The sequence below is a fragment of the Telluria sp. LT2P34 genome, from assembly GCF_059685915.1.
In genome coordinates this window covers 165,350-182,870 of the sequence record NZ_JCASIN010000002.1, presented here as the reverse complement: position 1 = coordinate 182,870, position 17,521 = coordinate 165,350, and the positions used below count along the sequence as shown (strand labels likewise).

Annotated in this window: 17 protein-coding genes; all 17 read right to left on the bottom strand. The window is 63.3% G+C overall.

The features are described 5' to 3' along the window. Window positions 1–12: 12 nt before the first annotated feature. The gene (locus tag AC56KZ_RS06690; RefSeq protein WP_497161375.1) at window positions 13–954 is read right to left on the bottom strand and encodes a type II secretion system F family protein; all 942 of its coding nucleotides are present in this window, start codon (window positions 952–954) and stop codon (window positions 13–15) included. A gap of 25 nt (window positions 955–979) precedes the next feature. Then, on the bottom strand, window positions 980–1,951 hold the full coding sequence (locus tag AC56KZ_RS06685) for a type II secretion system F family protein (protein ID WP_497161374.1): 972 nt from the start codon (window positions 1,949–1,951) through the stop codon (window positions 980–982). A gap of 8 nt (window positions 1,952–1,959) precedes the next feature. Further along, window positions 1,960–3,321: a TadA family conjugal transfer-associated ATPase gene (locus tag AC56KZ_RS06680; RefSeq protein ID WP_497161373.1), complete on the bottom strand. Its 1,362-nt coding sequence runs from the start codon at window positions 3,319–3,321 to the stop codon at window positions 1,960–1,962. After that, entirely contained in the window at window positions 3,303–4,592 is a 1,290-nt protein-coding gene (locus tag AC56KZ_RS06675) for a CpaE/TadZ family protein (protein WP_497161372.1), read from the bottom strand. The genes AC56KZ_RS06680 and AC56KZ_RS06675 overlap by 19 nt, the downstream gene beginning before the upstream one ends. Before the next feature lie 46 nt (window positions 4,593–4,638). Further along, complete coding sequence (locus AC56KZ_RS06670; protein WP_497161371.1) at window positions 4,639–5,115, bottom strand: TadE/TadG family type IV pilus assembly protein; 477 nt, start codon at window positions 5,113–5,115, stop codon at window positions 4,639–4,641. Continuing rightward, window positions 5,112–5,567 (bottom strand): TadE/TadG family type IV pilus assembly protein, encoded by a 456-nt coding sequence (locus AC56KZ_RS06665; RefSeq protein WP_497161370.1) that lies wholly within the window; start codon window positions 5,565–5,567, stop codon window positions 5,112–5,114. Before AC56KZ_RS06665 ends, AC56KZ_RS06670 begins: the two co-directional genes overlap by 4 nt. An 8-nt stretch (window positions 5,568–5,575) precedes the next feature. Beyond that, window positions 5,576–6,871, bottom strand: coding sequence for a TadE/TadG family type IV pilus assembly protein (locus AC56KZ_RS06660; protein WP_497161369.1), 1,296 nt, complete (start codon window positions 6,869–6,871; stop codon window positions 5,576–5,578). A 10-nt stretch (window positions 6,872–6,881) separates the two neighbouring features. Further along, complete coding sequence (locus tag AC56KZ_RS06655) at window positions 6,882–7,157, bottom strand: hypothetical protein (RefSeq protein WP_497161368.1); 276 nt, start codon at window positions 7,155–7,157, stop codon at window positions 6,882–6,884. Window positions 7,158–7,166: 9 nt separating this feature from the next. Beyond that, window positions 7,167–8,696, bottom strand: coding sequence for a type II and III secretion system protein family protein (locus AC56KZ_RS06650; RefSeq protein ID WP_497161367.1), 1,530 nt, complete (start codon window positions 8,694–8,696; stop codon window positions 7,167–7,169). A 13-nt stretch (window positions 8,697–8,709) separates the two neighbouring features. Further along, window positions 8,710–9,537, bottom strand: a complete 828-nt coding sequence (cpaB, locus tag AC56KZ_RS06645; protein ID WP_497161366.1) for a Flp pilus assembly protein CpaB — start codon at window positions 9,535–9,537, stop codon at window positions 8,710–8,712. A gap of 1 nt (window position 9,538) precedes the next feature. Continuing rightward, window positions 9,539–10,915, bottom strand: coding sequence for an ATP-binding protein (locus AC56KZ_RS06640; RefSeq protein ID WP_497161365.1), 1,377 nt, complete (start codon window positions 10,913–10,915; stop codon window positions 9,539–9,541). Between the two features lie 13 nt (window positions 10,916–10,928). After that, window positions 10,929–11,507, bottom strand: coding sequence for an A24 family peptidase (locus AC56KZ_RS06635; RefSeq protein ID WP_497161364.1), 579 nt, complete (start codon window positions 11,505–11,507; stop codon window positions 10,929–10,931). A gap of 56 nt (window positions 11,508–11,563) precedes the next feature. After that, window positions 11,564–11,737 carry a Flp family type IVb pilin gene (locus AC56KZ_RS06630; protein WP_497161363.1) on the bottom strand — a complete coding sequence of 58 codons (174 nt, stop codon included), beginning with the start codon at window positions 11,735–11,737 and terminating at the stop codon, window positions 11,564–11,566. A 196-nt stretch (window positions 11,738–11,933) separates the two neighbouring features. Beyond that, on the bottom strand, window positions 11,934–12,110 hold the full coding sequence (locus AC56KZ_RS06625; RefSeq protein WP_497161362.1) for a Flp family type IVb pilin: 177 nt from the start codon (window positions 12,108–12,110) through the stop codon (window positions 11,934–11,936). Between the two features lie 405 nt (window positions 12,111–12,515). Beyond that, complete coding sequence (locus AC56KZ_RS06620; RefSeq protein ID WP_497161361.1) at window positions 12,516–13,205, bottom strand: response regulator; 690 nt, start codon at window positions 13,203–13,205, stop codon at window positions 12,516–12,518. A gap of 7 nt (window positions 13,206–13,212) precedes the next feature. After that, a complete protein-coding gene (locus AC56KZ_RS06615) occupies window positions 13,213–14,772 on the bottom strand; it encodes a sensor histidine kinase (RefSeq protein ID WP_497161360.1) in 1,560 nt (519 codons plus the stop codon). A gap of 422 nt (window positions 14,773–15,194) precedes the next feature. Next, window positions 15,195–17,447 (bottom strand): RelA/SpoT family protein, encoded by a 2,253-nt coding sequence (locus tag AC56KZ_RS06610; RefSeq protein WP_497161359.1) that lies wholly within the window; start codon window positions 17,445–17,447, stop codon window positions 15,195–15,197. Between the last annotated feature and the right edge of the window lie 74 nt (window positions 17,448–17,521).

The window sequence follows — 17,521 nt, the reverse complement described above, 5'->3', positions numbered from 1 at the left end:
CGGAGTTTCCTTTTATTCACTGCTGCCCATGCCTGGGAGCAGTACGCGGTAGATCTGGATGAAGGCGGGGCCCATCAGCACCACCAGCAACGATGGAAAGATGAAGAAGATCAGCGGAAACAGCAGCTTGAGCGCGATCTTGGCCGCCTGTTCCTCGGCGCGCTGGCGCCTTTTTGTGCGCAGCTGTTCCGACTGCACCCGTAGCGAGGCGGCAATACTGGTGCCGAAGCGCTCGGACTGGATCAGCATGGCCACCAGCGCATCCACATCGTCCACGCCGGTGCGGGTGGCCAGGCCGCGCAGGGCTTTTTCCTTGGTACTGCCCGCGCGCAGCTCGAGCGTCACCAGGTTCAGCTCGTCGCTCAGGATTTTGCTCTTCAGGCCGATTTCGGCCGCCACGCGTGCCAGTGCCGCGTCCATGCCCAGGCCAGCTTCGACGCAAATCGTCATCAGGTCGAGCGCATCGGGAAAGTTTTCGAAGATCTCGCGCTGCCGGTGCTTGACGAGCTTGCTGAGGATGACGTTTGGCAGGTAGTAGCCAATCGCCGCGGCCAGCAGTACGTAGAACAGCATGGCAGTGGTGGAAGCGCTCGTGCCCTTGACGCTGAGCCCGAAGAAGACCGCGAGGGGCAGCCCCAGTGCCAGCACGGTCTTGGCGGCAAAGAAAATGGCCGGCGCCGAGGCCTGGCGGAAGCCCGCGTTCATGAAACGCACCCGCACGAGTGAGCTTGCCGCCTCGTCGTCGGGCAACGACAGGCGCGCAACCGGTGCGGCGGCGGCAGCCACGCGCACCAGCCACGACTCCTTGGCGTCTCCCGGCCCGGTCGTGCCGACCCCGACCACGTCCAGTCGTCCCTGGACGGCCGTGGTGGCGAAAGTGCGCATGCCCAGCAAGGCGAGGCCGAACACGGCTACAAAGATAAGGCCGATAAAACCGATTTCGAAAATGGTCATTGCATTCTCCCGCTACCGTTGCCGTTCAAACGCGGATCTTCACGATCCGGCGCATCACGAAGACCCCGAGTACCATCATCCCGAGCGCAAAACCCACCATTTTCCGGCCTGCAGGGTCGGTGAACAGCAGCTCCAGGAACTGGGGATTGGTTAGCTGAATCAGCGCACCGGCGGCGAAGGGCAGTAGGCCCAGCACCCAGGCCGACATCTTTCCTTCGGCCGAGAGCACCCGGACCTGCCCCAGCAGCTTGATGCGGTCGCGGATGATGGTGCTGATGCTGCCGAGCAGTTCCGACAGGTTGCCGCCGGTGTCGCGCTGGATCAGAACGGCAACCACGAAATAGCGCAAGTCGGTGCTGGGTATGCGGTTCGCCATGTTCATCAGCGCGTCCGGCATCGACACGCCGAAGTTGACTTCGTCAAAGACGGTCGCGAATTCGCCTGCAATCGGGTCCTTCATCTCGTCGCCTACCATTTTCAGCGCATTCGGGAAGGCATGACCGGCGCGCATGGCGCGGCTCATCAGGTCCAGCGCATCGGGCAACTGGTGCTCGATCCGGTTCAGGCGCTTGTTGCGTGCCCGCAAGACCACCTGCAGCGGCAGTGACATGGCGGCCCCCGCCGCCGCCAGCTGAAGTGGCAGGGGCAAGGCCCTCCAGGCCGCCAGCGCCCAGACCAGCATGCCTACCGCCAGCGAAGCGCTGGCGAAACCTGCTACCGACCATCCTTTGCCGGACTGGACCAGCAGGCGGTCGAGGACGGCCGCTTTCGGCAGCGCTGTCAGCAGCCTGTGCACCAGCGGATTGCCGCTCAGCGTGCGTTTCTTGGCGATCTCCACGCTCTTGGCCTTTTCACCTGCGGCCATCGCGCGCATGCGCAGCTTGAACCGCTGCGCTTCCGGCCCCCGGGACGTATTCCACGCCAAATATGCGCCCTCGATCAGCAGCACCACGGCCAGGAAGATCAGGATCGCGAACATGAAATACATATAGTCCATAGCGTCTCCTAAGCAAACTGCCGGGTGGGATCGAATACGCTGTCCGGGATGTTCAGCCCATAATTGCGCAGCCGGTCGAGAAAGCGCGGCCTGATGCCGGTCGCGCAGAAGTGGCCGAGCACGGCGCCGTTTTCGCCCAGGCCCGTCTGCTTGAACTGGAAAATCTCCTGCATGGTGATGACGTCGCCTTCCATACCCGTGACTTCCTGCAGCGATACCAGCTTGCGCTTGCCGTCGGTCAGGCGCGACACCTGCAGCACCACGCCCACGGCGGAACTGATCTGCTGGCGCATCGCCTTGCTCGGCAGCGAAGCGGCGGCCATGCTGATCATGTTTTCCAGGCGCGTGAGGGCGTCGCGCGGGGTATTCGCGTGGATGGTCGCCATCGAGCCCTCGTGGCCGGTGTTCATCGCCTGCAGCATGTCGAGCGCCTCGCCGCCGCGCACCTCGCCCAGAATGATGCGGTCCGGACGCATCCGCAGCGCGTTGCGCACCAGCGCGCGCTGGGTCACTTCGCCCTGGCCCTCGATGTTCGGCGGACGCGTCTCCAGGCGCACTACGTGCGGCTGCTGCAGCTGCAGTTCGGCAGCGTCCTCGATGGTCACGATCCGCTCTTCCGCGCCGATGAAGCCGGAGATCACGTTGAGCATGGTGGTCTTGCCGCTGCCAGTGCCGCCCGAGATCAGGATGTTGACTTCGGCCTTGCCCAGCCCCTGCAGGATCTCGCCCATGCCCGGGGTCATGCTCTTGTAGGCGACCAGGTCCGCCAGGCGCAGCGGGTCGGCCGAGAAGCGCCGGATCGACATGATGGCGCCGTCGATCGCCAGCGGCGGAATGATCGCGTTCACGCGCGAGCCGTCCGGCAGGCGCGCGTCGACCATCGGACAGGACTCGTCGATGCGGCGGCCCACGCGCGAGACGATCTTGTCGATGATCTTCATCAGGTGCGCCTCGTCGGCAAAACGCACGTCGGTGAGCTCGAGCTTGCCGCGCCGTTCCACATACACCTGGCGATGGGTGTTGACCAGGATGTCGGACACCGATGGATCGGCGAGGAGCGACTCGAGCGGGCCGAAGCCGAGCATCTCGTTCTGGATATCGCGCACCAGATTGCCGCGTTCCGCTTCGCTGATCGGCACGACTTCCTCGTCGAGCATTTGCTCGATCATCAGTTTCAGTTCGTCGCGGATCTGCTCCGGCGCCAGTTGCTGCAGGCTTTCCAGGTCGACCCGGTCCAGCAGCCCCTGGTGCAGCCGGTGCTTGAGCTGCATGTAGCCGGCGCTCTGAACTGCGCGCGGGCTGGCATGGGACAGGCCCCTGCCGGAGGCGCCGGCGAGGCGGTCGCGCAGTGTCAGGATTTCTGCATCCATACCTGTTTCTCCTCAAAGGCCGCTTGCTTTACCAGCGTTGGTTTGGCCGGTGACGCTTCTACGACAGGCTCCTTTGGGTCGGCCGGCTGAGTGGCCGCCGGCTGCGCATTGCCGACGGGCCGTTTCAGCAGGCGCGCCAGCCAGCTTACGTTCGCCGGCGCGGCGTCGCCGGCAAGCGTGCGTGCCAGTGCGGTCAGCGATTTCGCGATCGGATTCCTCGCCGACAGCTTGAGCACCGGAATACCCTGGTTCACCGAGGCCGCCGCCGTCTCGAAATGGTTCGGCACCAGGCGCCAGATCGGCGTGCCGCAGGCCGTCTCGAGGTCCTGCAGCTTGACGTGGGCATTTTTCTGGTGACGGTTGACGATCACCTGCACTTTAGCGGGCGGATAGCCGAGCGAACGGAACACTTCCAGCAGGCGCTTGCCGTCGCGCACATAGGGTAGGGTGGTCTGCAGCACCGGGAAAATGGTATCGGCCAGGTCGAGCGCGCGCACCCCGACCGGGTCGAGACTGCGGCCGACGTCGAGGATGACGAAGTCGTAATGTCGGCGCGCCAGGGTCAGCAGGGTGTCGATATGCGCAGGCCGGATGTCGCCGGCGTGGACTGGATCGTCCGGGGCGGCCAGCAGGGAAAAGGTCGACGTGATCGGCATCATGCTCGAGGCCAGCAGCGAGGCGTCAAGGCGGTGGATTTGTAGGGCGACGTCGGTCAGGGTCGCCTGCGGTTTGTGGTCGGCCACGAACAGCGAGGCGTCGCCGAACTGCAGGTTGAGGTCGATCAGCGCGACCCGTTTGCCGCAATCGGTCGCCAGCGCATAAGCAATGTTCGTCGCGAGGAAGGTGGCGCCGCTGCCGCCCTTGCAGGACACGAAAGCGAGCACCTTGCCGTTGACGTGCTCGTGCTGGGCGAGCTTCTCGCGCACCCGCGCCAGCGCCGGATACAGGCTCGCGGCCGCCACGGGAGCAGGCAGCACTTCGCGCACGCCGGCGCGCATGGCTTCCATCATGAAGTCCACCGTCTGCTCCGCCGACAGCACCATCATCGTCATGCGCGGATGAGCCATGCCGAGCGCCTCAAGGCGCGCCAGTTCGCCACCGTGCGGTTGATCGAGCAGCAGCAACTCGGGCATGGAGGTGGCGGCGGCGCTGCTGAAGCGTTCGAGCGAGCCAGCGACCAGGTTCAGTTCGTCGGCCGGACTGCGCTCGCGTAGCAGTCTGGCGATCTCGAGCAGGTGCTTTTCATTGCGTGATACGACGGCGATTTTCACGATGACTCCTTTGCATTACAGGGCTGCCCGGCAAGCAGCGACATGGTTACTCGCATACTGGATTACTAACCTCGGCGCCCGCCGGCCCGAACATGCTGCGCATGCTTTCCCTGGGCAGGGTGGTGCTAAAGGGTGGAAACTTGAAATTGTTCAGGGACCCTGTGCCGAGAAAGTCGGGAATGTAGGTAGGCATGCCAAGCGTTCTGACCGATACCCGCACATGGGTGCAGGTAGTGGCAATGCAGCTGCCCGGCTCGTAGGCGACGTCGATGCTGGCGACATCGATGACTGGGAAAAGCGCACTCATGCGCTGCTTGATCGTGCCGTCGTCGAGGTCGCAGACGACTGCCAGGCGGGCGCCCAGCCGCGTTACTTCTGTCGCGGCATTCCAATAAAAGACGACGCGTCCCAGTTCGACCGTGGCGAACAGCAGCGGAAACAGGATGAACAAGGCGACCAAGGCGAATTCCACTGCCGTGGCGCCATGCTGGAACCGCTGCAGGCGAAAGGAGCGCGCTTTCATAGCACCTGCGCCATGGTGGCGTGGATGGGCGAAAAAGCAATGTTCGGGATAAATCCCGGCACCATGCTGCGAAAGGTAAAGCCCGACACCTCTACGCGCACCAGGTTAAGCGTGCCGCGACCGGTTGACTGCAGGTTGTAGAGCCCCGGATCCGAGATGCGGTCGCGGATGCGCACATAGCTTGATGACATACCGGGAACGAGCGCAGGCCTGTCGCCGCAAACGATCGCTCCGCACACCACCAGGGACCGTGCCTCTTCCCCACGGGCAGCGTCTCCCGGCTCATACTGCGATAGATGCCGTGCGCCGTCACGTACCGCCTTGGCCAGCGTGTTGTACTGGTAGACCGCACGTCCCAGTTCCGTCAGGCCAAAGGCGAGCAAGAGCATAAAGGGCAGCAGCAAAGCCATTTCGATGGCGGCGACACCTGCCTGGTTTTTTATGGCGCCCATGTCCGCTCCTATTGCACCAGGGTAGGCACAAGGGGGCCGCTGGTGCCGCCCGCTACTCCCGCGCTGCGGCAGGCGCTGCCCGGGGCAGACGCCATGCCGCGCCATTCCAGGTAAATGTCGCCCGAGGCGCCGTTGGACATGGGATTAAGCATCAGCACACAGCCCATGTTCAAGATCTTGACGTTGGCGGGAGACTTGCCGCATTCCAGTAGCGGAACCGGAATGAGCCGACGCTCGGCGCCGAAGGCAAGGTGCTGAGCGGTCGAGGACGAGTTGCCGGGGATATTGCCGGCTGCGCCGTTGGGAGCATAATTTTTGTCGTCGAAGGGCAAGTGCTCGGCCTGCCGGGTACGGTAGTCGGCGTAAGCGGACTGGCCGATGCCGATTAAGACGGGCGCCTTACTGGGATAAGCATGGCCGGTCTTGTCCGGGGCGACCTCGGCCGGCGACGGCGCGCCGGCGCCATTCTGATAAATACCGAAGCGGGTGTTCCAGGCGCTTTTCGCACCTTGCTTCACCCCTTCTTCGCGCACGTCGTCGCCCACCCGGATGCCGCACACTGAATTCTTGCCCAGCAACTGGTCGCGCACCTCGCTGGTGCCGCCGGCGCTCGGGGTGAAATCGACCCAACGAAAATTCCCTTCCAGGTTGGAGTCATCGTTATTGCCTCCGCCGTTGTTGAATTTGCTGACGATCCATTCGCCGACGGCATAGCCGTAGTTGGGCGCTGCGGCGCCGGGCTTGGCGCAGACGCCGATGGGCGAGGCATTGCAGGCGGTTTGGCCGGGTGCCAAGGTGGCCACTGCGGCGGCCTGGACAACATTCAGCGCAAACTTCTCGCGCACCTGCATCAGCCAGGTATCGATCGGCGCCGAGCGGGCCACGCAACGCGCAAACTTTGAATTCGGACTCGCGCCGGCTGCGCGAGACAGGTAGGCTTCGTTGGGACCGATCTGGGTATGGAAAAGGACGTCGTTTGGCCCGATCGTCACTGCCTTGGCCTGGAAATCGCTGGTATTGCGCGCGGCGACGAAGATGCCGGCCGCTTCGGCATCGGCGAGGAAAGATGCTGGGCAGGCGCCTACTGCCGGATCGCAGGTCAGCTGCCCTGCCGCAGCCAGCGCACAGGCATCCGCTGCGTTTTGCAGTTCGGTCTTGTTGACGAACAGGTGCCCGAGGTCGAGCACGACGCCGCCGACGGCGAAAAGCGTCGTGATCACCAGGGCGACAATGATCGCAACCCCGCCGTCTTGGCGCGAGCGCATGCGGCGCGGCGGTGCCGGGAACGAAGGAGTCGGTGCCATGGCATTCACCTCAGCGCCCGCCCCCGACGCCGATGGTGAACACATTCGGCTGCGGTTGCGGGGCACGGTAGGATGTCTGGTAGGCGTCATAGGCGCTCTTCGCCTCCTGGCCGCCCATGCCGTTGACGGTGGCCTGCCTCGTGCCGGCCATCGGATCGAGCACCTGCTGTGCCATCGCCAGGCTCACGGCAGCGCCGAAAGGCGGGACGGCGGGCCGGGTGGCGCAGCCGGTGCTGCACAGGGCCAGCAGGCACACGCTTGCTGGAAATAGTAGACGCAGATTCATGCTCGGCTCCTAGTTCAGGTCGAATCCGGTGGGCGGCGTTGCAGCGGCCGTGGACGCAGGCGGGGCAGTACGCTTGCCTTCATGCTTTCCCCCAAGGAAGAACTCGCTGCGACTCGGCTCCACATAGCCGTCGGTGGGTAGCTTGTAGTCGGGCGGCAGTGGTTTCACCAGGTGCGGGGTGATGATGAAGACCAGTTCGGATCGGTCGGTCTGGAAATCACTGCTGCGAAACAGCGCTCCCAGCACCGGTATTTCACCCAGCACCGGGAAGGCCTTCACGTTGGTGGTGACGTTGTTCTTGATCAGCCCGCCGATGGCAAAGCTCTGGCCGTCAAACAATTGCACCGTCGTGGTGGCGCGCCGCGTGGTAAACGAGGGCAAGAGGGCAGTCGTAGAGACACCGGTCGCACTGATGCCGATGCCTTCCTTGTTCAGGTCCGACACTTCCGGCGCCACTTTCAGGTTGATGCGGCCGCCGGCGAGCACCGTTGGCGTGAATTTGACAGCAACGCCGAATTCCTTTTCCTCGAGGGTGATCGTGGGGATGCCGTTGCTGTTCGTCTGGCTGACGGGAATGAAAATCTTGCCGCCGGCCAGGAAGCTCGCCTCCTGGCCGCTGATCGCCATGATGGTCGGCTCGGCCAGGACCTTGATGAGGCCGTCGCGCTTTTGCGCGTCGATACTCAGGAAATTTCCGTTTTTGTTATTAAACGCGTCGAGCAGGCTTGGGTTGCTGCTCAAGAGGTTCGACAGGAAGCTGTAGGTCCAGCTGCCGTTGGTGCGGCTGGCGCCCATGCTCACGCCGAGCTGGTCGACCAGGGTTTTCGAGATTTCGGCGACCCGCACTTCGAGCATCACCTGCTGCGGCGCCGCGACCGAGGTCATGTTGATGACCTTGACCATGTTCGCGCCCTGGCCGCCGGTAGCATCGCCACCGGCCGCACCCCCGGCACCACCAGCCGCACCGCTGGCCCCGCCGCGACCGCGCTGGACGTAGGCATTGGCCAGCGCCATCATCTGGTCCAGCTTGCTCACATCCGAGACCGTGCCCGACAGCACCAGGGTATCGGCCGCGGTCGTGATCCTGACGTCCTTTTCGTCGGCCAGCAACTGCTCGAAACGCGCCGTCAGGCCACTGGTGTCGAGATCGACCGCAATGTCGATGATGGTGGCCTCATTGGCCTTGTTCCAGACGATCAGGTTGGTGCTGCCCACGGATTTTCCGAGCATGTACAGCTCGCTTGGATTGAGCAGGATAACGTCCGCCACGCGGGCGTCGCCGACCGACATGCGCGTGGCCGAAAACGGCAGGCGCATGAGGGTCGACTTGCCCTCTGAAAGCGTGACCTTCGGCGCCAGCGTGGTCGCCGCGCTGCGCGGGGACGCTGGCGTCGTGGCCGGCGCCCTGGTCGAGGCGTTTGCCGCTGCCGTGGCCGCCGCCGCTGCGCCGCTGGCGCAGGCCAGCAGGGCCAGCAGGGACCCTGCCGCCAGCGCCGTGCGTCCCGTGGTCACTCTGGTGTGTGTGCAGTTCAGTCGCATGGTGGCGTTCTCATTAGAATTGTTGGGTGCTGCGTTCGAGTCCCTTGATGACGTCGACCTGGTAGCGCGGTTCGCGCACCAGCGTCACTCTGCGCACCGGGGCACGTTGTGGTGGTGCCGCTGCCGGGCGGACCACCCCGAGCAGGGCGTTCTTGGTGGCGCCATGGGTACTGACCGGGTCCGGATCGATCTGGTTGCGCAGCACCAGCGAGAGCGTGCCGACACTGCGTGCGAGGTCGAGCTTTTCGGTCTGTTCGGGCGACAGTTCGAGCGTCACCGCATTCACGACTTTCGGCTTGGTATCGTCGCGGTTCGGGTCCTGGGCAATGGCCAGCACCAGGATGCGCTCGAGCACGATCTTCGAGATCGAGGCGTCGCCATTGGCGCTGCCCTTGACGGAGTCGCCCTGGGTATTGACCAGGATGTCGACGAAGTTGCCGGGCAAGGCAAAGCCGGCCACGCCGACCACGTCGTTCACGCGCACGGTCATCGCACGCTTGCCATTGGCAACCACGGCTGACAGGCCACCTTGGGTACCCGGTGGCGCCAGCTTGCTCTCCATGATCGGTTCGCCCCGCTGCAGCGAAGAGCGCGCAACTCGGCCCGCAAGCAGCTTGGGATCCGCAAAGGCGCCCGGCGGCAGTGCGCCTGCCGGCCAGTCCACCATACGGATCATTTCCGGCGCCAGGCGCGCGCCCAGGCTCACGTCCACCATGGCGACCGCGACCTTGGACGTATTGCCCGAGGCGCGCCCGTTGATCCAGCTGACGGCGGCGAAAACGGCTGCCAGGGCAAGCACCAGCGCGATGGCCAGCATGACGAGTCCGCGTGTATTTTTCATGTCATTCTCCTTCTGTGCCGCTTGCCGGCGCCATGGTCTGATAGCCGGTAAAGAAGTTGTTCCAAGCCCAGTCGAGCGTCTCCGGTGTGAGGACCGCCGCTACTCCTTCGTAGGCGGCGCGGTCGCGTACCTGGGAGAGCAAGTCACGCGGATAGCAGGCCAGTAACGGACAATTCATGCGCACGTGCCGTTCCCTTACCAGCCAGGCGAATGCATCCTGGTCCCACTCGATGCCCAGGCCCTTGCATGCATCTTTGAAAATCCTGCGGTAATCGTTTTCCGACAGCGGGCCGATATGGATCTTGTAGCCAATGCGGCGCAGGAAAGCGCCATCGCCCAGTTCGGCCGGCGGCAGGTTTGACGAGAACACGACAATCACATCAAAAGGCACCTCGAACTTGTAGCCGGTATGCAGGGCCAGGAAATCCATGCGGCGGTCCATCGGTACGATCCAGCGGTTGAGCAGGTCTTCGGGAGAGCAGCGCTGGCGACCCAGGTCGTCAATGATGAAGATGCCGTTGTTTGCCTTCAGGTGTGGCGGCGCCTGGTAGTAGCGCGTGGTGTGGTCGAATTTCAGGTCGAGCATGTCGAGCGAGAGTTCGCCGCCGGTCAGCACGGCCGGGCGCTGGCAGCGGACCCAGCGCGCGTCGCCGATGGCGCGCCGGAAGGGCGTATCGTCGCTGTCGTCGGCCATGCCGGCCTGGTGCACGACCGGGTCGTAAACCTGCACCACTTCGCCGCCGACATAAATGGCGTGCGGCACCGAGACATCGCCCCGGAGCAGGTCGGCCAGGCGCTCGGCGAGGAAAGTCTTGCCACTACCGGCCGGGCCGTGGATGAACATCGCGCGCCCTGAGTTCATGGCCGCGCCGAGCTGGTCAAGAATGCCCGGCCCGACCACGACGCCCTTGAAACCGGCGCGCACGGCGTCGCGCCCAATGCGCATGGTGGCGACACTGCGCGCGGCGATCGCGTCGCGGTAGCTTTCCAGGGTAACGGGCGCCGGCCCGCTGTAGCCGCAGCGCGCCAGGAATTCGGCGCCCCGCACGCGGCCCAGGTCCGAGAGCCGGTAGCAGACGTCGGCATCGGTGCCGCTGCCATTGCCCGCGCGGCTGATCTCGCACAGCTTTTCGGTTCGCATGTAGAGGATGACGGGATCGACCACGCTGGCGGTTAATTTCATGCGGCCGGCCAGTTCGGTCATGCGCAGCAGGCCGCCAAGGAAGAGGGTCTTGACGGCCAGCTCGACCAGGAACAGAAAGGGCAGGCCGGTTTCCGCCACCGAACGTGGCGCCGGCGGTAACAGAGCCCGCGCCGGGCGCGGAGCAGGGTGGTTCGCAGCAGGTGCGGTGTCAGGTGCCAGGGTGAGGGTGTCCATGGTGGTGGTCCAGTCAGTAACGGAGGATTGTGAGCTGGGCCAGTGTGCCGGCAGTGATTGCAAGGGCGTATGGCATCTTTCCGATGGACGGCGCTGGCGGCATCGAACCCGCACTGCCGCCAGTCATGCGCTCTATCTGGTGGCGCACCAGGATGCCGCGCAGATTGACGAGCATCTCGGGCAGCATATTTTTGGAAACGGCGAAACCGATTGCCAGTACGCCTCCAGCTGCCATGCTGGCCAGTGCAGCCCCAAGGACACCGTGCATGCCAAGAAAAGCACCGATCATTCCCATCAACTTGACGTCGCCCGCGCCCATGACCCGCATAACGTACATGGGCAAGAACATTGCCATGCCAACGGCGAGGCCGGCTAAGGCGAAGAAAGCGCCCTCTCCCCGCACCGAGAGCGCCTGAAAAGTGATGGCGATGATCATGCCGGTGGCTACGAGCCAGTTTGGGATGCGTCGTTCGCGCATATCGACCATGGTAGCAATCAGCAGTAAAAGCACCAGCATGAGCAGCTCCAATGGCAGGGCATGCCCGCCCGGAAGGTGCAGTTGTTCAGTGCTCATATCAAGGAATGTTGGCATGGCCGACTCTGACAAATCGCGGAACCCCATTTCGCAGGAGTTAGAACCGCATTTATTTAGGGGGCGAGAGGTGTTAGCTTCGCTGCGATCCTGCCAAACAGGGCAGAGAGATTCTCGCCAGTAGTAGTAACCGTGCCGATGATCACCACTGCGATTAAGGCAGCGATCAGTCCATATTCAATGGCGGTGACACCGTGATCGTCCTGAATAAAGTTTTCGATTGCTTTCATTATGATTTCTCCTGTATCGAAGTTTGTAGGTTGGAATCTGCCTGCCGGGGCACGGCCACCGGCTACAAAGTTAAATTAGTCAAGTGCACGCGTTTGTGGACGTTATTGGTCGATAGTGAGCCAGCCACAGGGATAGTCCAATTGCAGCCAGGTTAAAGCGGTCCCGCCCTATTCCACGGATGGGACCTGAGCTGGATTAGGGAGCGAGAGTCGGGCCGAGCTTCGCGGCAATCCTTCCGAATAGGGCAGAAAGATTTGTACCCGTCGTCGTGACGGTTCCAATGATCACAACCGCGATCAGCGCAGCAATCAGACCATATTCAATAGCTGTCACACCGTCTTCTTCTTGCAGAAAATTCTTGATCATTTCCATGATGCTTTCTCCCAGGTAGTCAGTAGTTGGATAAATTTTTACAAAGCTCAGCGCCTTGCCCGAACCCTGTACCAGTGCTACAGCAACGCGATAATCGCGAGGATGCAGATCACTGCAACGAGGGACCAGATCAGGGCATGTTCGTAAGCCGAACTGCCGGTTCCTGCCTGCATGAAGTCAATGAACGCTGGTGGTAGATGCCTGTACATGTTTGCCTCCCGCACCTGCCGCACACCGTTCGGAACTTCATTCAGGCTGCAAGGTCAGCGCTGATGTATCCACTGTAGGTGTTTGCTGACACCGCCGCATCGCACAATCGCCCTTTTCGAGGGGCGACATTCGTGCTGATTTTGGGGCAGAAAACCATGACAAATGTCATGGCCTGCGTAGGACAATTCAGACAGGTCAGCGCGATGCAACGGGCAGTTGGTGCCTGGCGGCGTAGACATACAGCTCGAGCCGGTTGGCGACGCCGAGCTTCTTGTAGATGGTGACGAGGTAGTTGCGCAGGGTGTGTTCGGAAATGAACAGGCTTTCGGCGAGGGCCTTGTTGGTCTCGCCGCTGCCGGCGACGATTGCGTCGACGATCTTGCGCTCCTTGGGGGTGAGCGAGTCGAGCTTGATTTTGTGCGGATCGGGCTTGGGCGCGGTGCGGACACGGGTCAGTTCGCCGAAGATACGGGTCATCATGTCCTGGCCGACCCACATCTCGCCCTGGTGCACCTTTTCAATCGCGCGCAGCACGACCTCGGCCGGCGCATCCTTGCGCAGTACCCCGCGCGCGCCGGCAAGGATGGCGCGGTCGAGCGTGGCCTGGTCACGCATGCCGGTAAACACGAGCGCGCGCGACACCCCGCTCACAAGCAGGGCCGGCAGGAAATCGAGTGAGCAGTCGCCGCCGAGATCGATATCGAGCAGGATGATGTCGGGCCCGTGGGTTGCCGCCTGTGCCAGCGCTTCTTCGCGGCAGGTGGCGGTGGCCACCACCGTCATGCCGCTGCGTTCGCTGCCGATGAGGCGTTCCAGGCCCCAGAGCATGGTTTTGTGGTCGTCGACGAGCAGGACGGTAATGGGGAGCGGGGCGGGTGGGGTCATCGGTAGTTCACACAGGAATGTCGATATGGACCGAGGTGGTGCCTTCGGCACCGCCCACATAGGCAAAGCCACCGAGGCCGGCGGCACGTTCGGCGATCGAGCGCGGCACGAATGTCGGCGGCGGACCGGACGTGCATTCGTTATCGATGCGGATATGCAGCCAGCCATTGGTGCGGCGCAGGTGAACGGCGCCGCGGCTTGCATCCGTGTGGCGACGGATATTGCTCATTCCTTCGCAGACGAGCTGGAATATCTCGGATCCCAGGCGGTCGTTGATGTCCAGCCTGTCATGCCCGAGGAGGGCGATGTCGACGTTGTAGCACGCCTTGAAGTCGGCGGCATGCGTGCGCAAGGCCAGCTTGAACACCGGTTCGCTCGACGGCGCCGTGGCTTTGACGGTCTGAGCAAACTGGCGCAGGTCGCGCACCACGTTTTCGGTCATTGCGGCAACCTGGCGCAGTTCCGCCGCGATCGGGCTGTCGCCGGCCTTTCGCACCAGCGCCTGCAGCGCGTGCGACAGGCCGATGTAGGGCTGCACCGTGGTGTCGTGCAGGTCATTGGAAAATTTCTGGCGTTCGCGGCGCCCTGCGTCGGACGCCATGCGGTCGAGCAGCTCGATGTTTTCGATCACGGGAAACGCCTGCGCCGCCACCTGGGCGAGGAAGGCCGCGTCATGGCGGTTCAGGTCGCGCCGGGGCGAGACGACGAAGATCCGGCCCTCGCCGCGGCGCAGCGGGACGGGTGCGCAGATATAGCTGTGCGCATCGAGCAGCTCGGCCAGTGTGCCGCCTTCGCCGGTGCGCAGGCTGTGCCATCGGGCGCGCCCTTCTTCGCGGGTCCGAAGCCTCGCACGGAATCGCCCGAACGGAAATAGCGGGACGGTGTAGACGGCGCACAAGCGCGCAGGGAGCGCGGTCAGCACGCTCGCCATTCGCTGGTCCAGCGGGCATGCGCCGGGCGGGGACGCGGCCGCGGTCGCACTGGCCGAACGCAGGCGCCATTCGCTGGCCTCGCCTTCGCGCATCAGCACGATGCAGGTGCTGGCATCGAAGAACCGGCGGGTCTGTTCGAGCACCGAGGCAATCGTGTGGTCGACCCCGAAACGCGGGTTCGACAGGCGGCTGACGTCGCGCAGCAGTGCCATGCGCCGCTTCCCGTTCAACAGCACCTCGCCCCAGTGCGACACCATCAGGCCCAGGCCGATCAGGAAAACGGCGCGCAGCAGCACGTTGGCCAGCACGGCGTCGTTGGCCGGCTCGCTGGCCGAGAACAGGAACAGCGCCGTGCTTGCAAGGGTGACGCGTGCGCCTTCGTCATGCCCCCACAGGAATGCGGCGGTAGCGACCGGGAAAAAGAACAGGAAAAAGTAAGCGCCCAGGGGATCGGTCAAGGCCAGTAACAGGCCGAACCAGCAAACGTCCAGCCAATGCGCCAGCGTCGGATAGCGTACCTGCTGGCTAACTTCGCGCAGGACGAAGATGAGGAGAACGATGCTTTGCACCGTGTATGCCGACAGCACGAGCATCGTCACCCAATGCGGCTGGCCCGGCCCATCCAGATCGATCATGGCCGTCAACAATGTCGCCACAGCGAGGACGACCCGCATCCTTGCAGTCAGCGTTAGTTCATCCGCATCCGGATGGACAGGCGTGTCATAGCCGCATGCGTTATCCACAGCGCCTCAGCACTTGTTTAAATGAACGGTTTAAGCCCGACAGAGCCGGGAATATGACCAGCTACGATCGGTGTCGCCTTGAGCACGCCACCGTCGACAAGCATTCAGCTGCCATGCACCTTCCTCCAGGAGCCTTGACCCAGAATAAATATGCACAATGAATATGTGAACAAAAATATACCATTGTTCAGGCTGTATTTACGATTTCCTGTCGCAAAAAAGTAAATAAATTTACTCAGGGCAGGAGAGACTAGCTCTACAGTGAGTAAGGCGGATTGAGAGGAAATCGGAGCGGCGGCCTGCGCCGCCGCGGATCAGGCCCGCTCGCGCTCGACCCGGTTCACGCCCGCCACCCGCCGCAGGTTGCGGATCAGGTGCGCCAGGTGCACGCGGTCCTTCACCTGGATGGTGAAGCGCAGCTGGGTCATCATGTTTTCGTCGTCCTCGTCCATGCCGACATAGGTGATGTTGCCGTCGGACTCGCCGATCTCGGCCGCCACGCGTGCGAGGATGCCTTTTTCGTTGTTGATCAACAGGCGGATGCGGCAGTCGAAGCGGCGGTTCAGTTCTTCGCCCCACTGCACGGCGATCCAGCGGTCCGGTTCCTTCACGCGCAGGCGCTTGGCCGGCAGGCAGTCGCAGGTGTGCACCACCAGGCCCTGGTCGCGCCGCAGCTGGCCGCTGATCAGATCGCCCGGGATCGGCAGGCAGCAGGGCGCCAGCTGCACCGACACGCCTTCGCTGCCGTAGATCGTGACCGGATCGATGTCGCCGCCCGCGCCGCACGCAGTCTGCACCGACGAAGACGCGCGGCCCTCCGAATCGACATCCATCAGGCCGAAAATGTGGCGCGCCACCAGGGCCGGCATGCGCTTGCCGATGCCGATGTCGGCATACAGCTCGTCCATCGACTTGGCCGAGGATTCGGCCAGCAGGCGGTCGATGGTGGTGGACGAGAGTTCGGCCTCGATATTGCGCGCGGCCAGGGCCTGCGACAGCAGTTCCTGACCGAGTTCCACCGACTCGTTGACGTTGATGGTGCGCAGGTAGTGGCGGATCGCCGAACGCGCCTTGCCGGTACGCACATAGCTGAGCCAGGTCGGGCTCGGGCGCGAATCTGGATCGGTGACGATCTCGACGATGTCGCCGTTGTGCAGCTCGGTGCGCAGGTGCTGGGTTTCGTTGTTGATCTTGACCGCCACCGTATGGTCGCCGATGCCGGTGTGGATCGAATAGGCGAAGTCGAGCGCCGTGGCGCCACGCGGCAGGGCGATGATCTTCGACTTCGGCGTGAACACGTAGACCGAGTCCGGGAACAGGTCGACCTTCACGTGCTCGAGGAATTCGGCCGAGTCGCCGGTCTGCTGCTGGATGTCGAGCAGCGACTGCAGCCAGGCGTGGGTGCGCTGCTGCAGGTCCGACATGTTCTGGTCGCCCGTCTTGTACAGCCAGTGCGCCGCCACGCCGGACTCGGCGGTGCGATGCATGTCCTGGGTGCGGATCTGGAATTCGACCGGGGTGCCGTAAGGGCCGATCAGGGTCGTGTGCAGCGACTGGTAGCCGTTGATCTTGCGGATCGCAATGTAGTCCTTGAACTTGCCCGGCATCGGCTTGTACAGGCCATGCAGCGAACCGAGCGTGACGTAGCAATTCGGGATGTTGTCGACCACGACGCGGAAACCGTACACGTCGAGCACCTGCGAAAACGACAGGTGCTTGTTGCGCATCTTTTTATAGATGCCGTACAGGGTTTTTTCGCGGCCATAGACTTCGGCGTGGATGCCTGCCAGCGACAGGCTGTGCTTGACCGACTCGAGGATTTTCTTGACGACTTCGCGGCGGTTGCCGCGCGCCGATTTCACTGCCTTGGCCAGGGTGCGGTAGCGCAGCGGGTAGAGGTGCGAAAACGCCAGGTCCTGGAGTTCGCGGTAGATATTGTTCAGGCCGAGTCGGTGCGCGATCGGCACGTACACTTCCATCGTCTCACTGGCGATGCGGCGCCGCTTGGCGGCCACCATCGCGCCCAGCGTGCGCATGTTGTGCAGGCGGTCGGCAAGCTTGATCAGGATCACGCGCACGTCGGAAGCCATGGCGAGCAGCATCTTGCGGAAGTTTTCCGCCTGCGCCTCGACCAGGCTCTGGAATTCGATTTTTTCGAGCTTCGACAGGCCGTCGACCAGGTCGGCCACCTGCGGGCCGAAACGCTCGAGCAGCTCTTCCTTCTTGACGTCCTGGTCTTCGATCACGTCGTGCAGCAAGGCGGCCATGATGGCCTGGACGTCGAGTTTCCACTCAGCGCAGATCTCGGCGACGGCGATCGGGTGCGAAATATAGGGTTCGCCCGACTTGCGCACCTGGCCCAGGTGCATCTCGTCGGAGAAGCGGTAGGCTTCCTTGACCTTCTTGAGTTCGGCGGGAGTGAGGTAATCCGACAGCTGGTTGATCAGCTGCGTGACCGAGGCGACGCCCGGAGCTGGCGGTTCGGGAACTTCTTGCGGCTTGCCCTGGCGCTTGGCCCGGGGCGGGGTATTGCCTGAATGTGTCGAGTCCGGGGGAAACAGGTTCATGTTATGTCGATCAGCCGCAGTGTGGTGACAGAATAACAGAATTACGGGCGGGCACAGTCAGGCAAGGAGCCAGC